The sequence below is a fragment of the Micromonospora sp. NPDC049580 genome (assembly GCF_040675595.1).
Taxonomy (GTDB): domain Bacteria; phylum Actinomycetota; class Actinomycetes; order Mycobacteriales; family Micromonosporaceae; genus Micromonospora.
The window spans coordinates 1-2,573 of sequence record NZ_JBFAPG010000666.1 but is presented as its reverse complement, the minus strand read 5'-3'; the positions used below and the strand labels follow the sequence as shown (position 1 = coordinate 2,573).

The following is a 2,573-nucleotide window of genomic DNA, read 5'->3' as shown; positions in this document are numbered from 1 at the left end:
CGCGGCCAGGACGGCGCGCTGGCGGGCTGCTCCGGCGTCGACCAGGCGGCCGTCCGCCCAGACCTCGACCGGCCCGAGGACCCGAATCTCCATGAACCGCCGCTCGCCGCATCGCCAGTCGGACAATCCGCCGACGGACGGCCGGATTGAGGTTCCGGCAGGAATTCGTCGACCTGCCGCGCAGATCATCGTTGGCACAGCGGCATCAATCAATGCGATGTCGGCAATTCGACTCACGGCCTGTTCCGGTCGTGACGACACCGGAGGTCACCATCGTGCGAAGTGCTCTGCGAAGGTTCACGTCCGCCCTGCTCGGCGTGGTTGCCGTGGGCGCCGCGCTCGGCGTCGCCCCGAGCCCGGCCCAGGCCAACTACGCCTGCCCCTCGGGTCTGCTCTGCCTGTACGCCGGGACCAACTTCAGCGGGGACATCTTCCTGCTCGACGGGCCGTACAACGGCTGCAACGACGTCGGGCTGCCCTCGTACTTCCGCAACAGGACCCAGTCGATCATCAACAACCGACCGTCCGGCACCGTCTCCACCTTCTGGGACAACGCCAACGCCACCGGCCTGCTCGGCTACCAGCACGCCTACGGCTACCGGGCGAACCTGGCGTACGACTCGGCCGCGATCGGGGGGAACTGGAACCAGCGGATCGAGGCGGTCCGGGTCTGCTGATCCGCGGACCGAAGCGGGCAGGGGGGTGCACGACGGCGCCGGTCGGAATTCCACGGGGGACTCCGACCGGCGCCGTCACGCGGCTCAGCCCGGGTAGTAGCAGACGTTCGGGATGACCGGGCCGCCGTTGACCCCGAAGATCGCGAAGCCCATGTACGCCCGGGTCTGCGGGCCGTACTCGCCGTCCTCGGCGATGTTCGCGTACACGATGTCTTCGTTGATCTTGTGTTGGGCGTACCGGACGGCGTCGCGGGTCTTCGGGCCGTAGTTGCCGTCGAGGCTCAGTGACCGCGAGTAGCAGTTGTTCAGCGCCTCCTGAAGCACCAGCACCGCCGAGCCCGAGTGGCCGTAGGTGAGATAGCACTGTTTGTTCCCGGTCTGCCAACCGATGGTCGGCACGTGCATGTCCGCGCCGCCCGGATAGCCGCCGACCCGGTAGAAGGTCAGGCTGGTGCAGGGGCTGGACGCGTGCGCGGCGGTCGGTGCGAGCAGGGTCAGGCCGGCGCTGGCCAGGACGGTCACGAGGGTGGCGGCGGCGCTGCGGCGGCCGATGCGGCTCCGGTGGATCGGCATGCTCTCCTCCTGGGAAGGTTGCCGGGGTCGACCCGGTGTGCTTCCGAGCATCGCGGCCGTCGATCTATGGTTTCCTGCCCGAACGTCAATTCCCAGGAGCGCCGATGCCCGTCGACGCCGTGATCTTCAGCGGGCAGGGACCGCACGCCGAGCTGGCGTGCCACGATCGGCGCCTCCTGGGAGCACGGCCGCTCCCACCACCCGCCGATCGGCCCGTTCCTCACCTCGAACTGCTCCGTCGCACCGTCGCCTGGCTGCGTACGGGCGGTGACATCCGGGCCTGATCGGAATCGGTCCATGATGGTCGGTGCACAGCCGCGCGTGGTCCGCAACCGCTGGCAGAGGCGCCGCGCGTGCGCCGGTGAACAAGTTCACAAGCGTTGGGCGAGGGTCACCGACCGTGCCTACCGTCGATCGAGTCCACCACCGTGGACGCCACGACCGGCAACGCCAAATCCTGCCCCCGGTCGTCGGATACCAGAACCCCGGGCAGGAGCGGGGGACCCACGTTCCTCGGTGCATGTCACCTCGGGGTGAAGCCGCCACCGCGCGGCCGGGCTCCTCGGCCCGAACCCGACAGCTCACCTCGCCGGCGTGGAGGAACCACACATGACGTCTGTCCACACGCCCCGTCATCGACGGGTCACCACCCGCCGCGTCGCCGTCGGCACCCTGGCCGTCGGCGCGATCACCGGCGCCGTCGCCCTCTTCGGCCCCGCGGCCCCGGCCCAGGCCGGTGTCAACTGGGACGCGATCGCCAAGTGCGAGTCCGGCGGCAACTGGAAGATCAACACCGGTAACGGCTACTACGGCGGGTTGCAGTTCTCCCAGGGCACCTGGGCCGGCTACGGCGGCAAGAAGTACGCCGCCCGTGCCGACCTGGCCAGCCGCGGCGAGCAGATCGCCATCGCCGAGAAGGTGCTCGACGGGCAGGGCATCGGCGCGTGGCCGACCTGCGGCCGCAAGGGCGGCTCGTCGGGCGGCTCCGCCACGAAGTCCTCGACGAAGTCGACCGCGAAGTCGTCGAAGTCCACCGCCCCGAAGGACCGGTCCACCGCCCCGAAGGAGCGGTCGTCGCGCGGCGACCAGCCGGCGACCCGCAACCACGAGCGCACCGCCCCGGCGGCCAGCGGCGACACGTATGTGGTCAAGCCGGGGGACACCCTGTCGGAGATCGCCGACAGCCACCGCCAGGCCGGCGGCTGGCAGGCCCTGTACGAGCGCAACCGGCAGCTGATCGGCGCCGACCCGGGTCTGATTCTCCCGGGCCAGCGGCTCAGCCTGTAAGAGCACCAGCAGCGGGCGCTCGACCGGATTCCGGTC

3 protein-coding genes and 1 riboswitch are annotated in these 2,573 nt (G+C 70.2%); of the genes, 2 read left to right on the top strand and 1 reads right to left on the bottom strand.

Going from position 1 to position 2,573, the window contains the following annotated elements; translation table 11 throughout:
• Window positions 1–275: 275 nt before the first annotated feature.
• A complete protein-coding gene (locus AB0J68_RS30745) occupies window positions 276–677 on the top strand; it encodes a peptidase inhibitor family I36 protein (protein ID WP_354863346.1) in 402 nt (133 codons plus the stop codon).
• An 84-nt stretch (window positions 678–761) separates the two neighbouring features.
• Here the strand turns inward: AB0J68_RS30745 and AB0J68_RS30740 are convergent, their stop codons facing one another.
• Window positions 762–1,250 carry a peptidoglycan-binding domain-containing protein gene (locus tag AB0J68_RS30740; protein ID WP_354863347.1) on the bottom strand — a complete coding sequence of 163 codons (489 nt, stop codon included), beginning with the start codon at window positions 1,248–1,250 and terminating at the stop codon, window positions 762–764.
• A 465-nt stretch (window positions 1,251–1,715) separates the two neighbouring features.
• Window positions 1,716–1,860, top strand: a riboswitch (cyclic di-AMP (ydaO/yuaA leader).
• Here AB0J68_RS30740 and AB0J68_RS30735 point away from each other — a divergent pair.
• The gene (locus AB0J68_RS30735; protein ID WP_363942220.1) at window positions 1,860–2,537 is read left to right on the top strand and encodes a transglycosylase family protein; all 678 of its coding nucleotides are present in this window, start codon (window positions 1,860–1,862) and stop codon (window positions 2,535–2,537) included. It overlaps the preceding riboswitch by 1 nt.
• Window positions 2,538–2,573: the final 36 nt, after the last annotated feature.

Excerpts from the sequence above, each read along its gene's own strand:
- AB0J68_RS30740 (WP_354863347.1), bottom strand. The coding sequence starts at position 1,250 with ATGCCGATCCACCGGAGCCGCATCGGCCGCCGCAGCGCCGCCGCCACC.
- AB0J68_RS30735 (WP_363942220.1), top strand. The coding sequence starts at position 1,860 with ATGACGTCTGTCCACACGCCCCGTCATCGACGGGTCACCACCCGCCGC.